Source organism: Paraburkholderia phymatum (genome assembly GCF_040965635.1).
Lineage (GTDB): Bacteria > Pseudomonadota > Gammaproteobacteria > Burkholderiales > Burkholderiaceae > Paraburkholderia > Paraburkholderia phymatum_B.
The window spans coordinates 1-631 of sequence record NZ_JBFRCH010000114.1; the positions used below are offsets into that span (position 1 = coordinate 1).

Here is a 631-nt window from a genome sequence, read left to right on the forward strand (position 1 = left end):
CGCCCTCGACACTGGTGAGGTTCAGCGTGCCGGTACTGGTGATGTGGTCGGTGGCGCTGCTGCCCGAGTCGGTCGCGAGCGCAACGCCGGGCGCGGCGGCCGAGGTGTCGAGCGTGAAGCTGAAGCTGGTGGCGCTCGAGACGTTGCCGGCGACGTCGGTCTGGCGGACCTGGACGTCGTTGACGCCTTCGGTGGCGCTGAAACTCCCGCTCCACGTGTGGCCGCCATCGGTGGAATATTCGACCGTGGCGCCGCCCTCGACACTGGTGAGGTTCAGCGTGCCGGTATTGGTGATGTGGTCTGTGGCACTGCTGCCCGAGTCGGTCGCGAGCGCAACACCGGGCGCAGCCGCCGAGGTGTCGAGCGTGAAGCTGAAGCTGGTGGCGCCCGAGACATTGCCCGCGACGTCGGTCTGGCGGACCTGGACATCGTTTACACCTTCGGTAGCACTGAAACTCCCGCTCCAGGTCTGGCCGGCATCAACCGAATACTGGACCGTGGCGCCGCCCTCGACCCCGGTGAGGTTCAGCGTGCCGGCACTGGTGATGTGGTCGGTGGCGCTGCTGCCCGAGTCGGTCGCGAGCGCAACGCCGGGCGCGGCGGCCGAGGTGTCGAGCGTGAAGCTGAAGCT

Annotated in this window: 1 protein-coding gene; it reads right to left on the minus strand. The window is 68.1% G+C overall.

What is annotated here, in order from left to right; all coding sequences use genetic code 11:
* A partial coding sequence (locus tag AB4Y32_RS40435; RefSeq protein WP_368726579.1) for an Ig-like domain-containing protein occupies positions 1 to 631 on the minus strand: 631 nt, incomplete at both ends.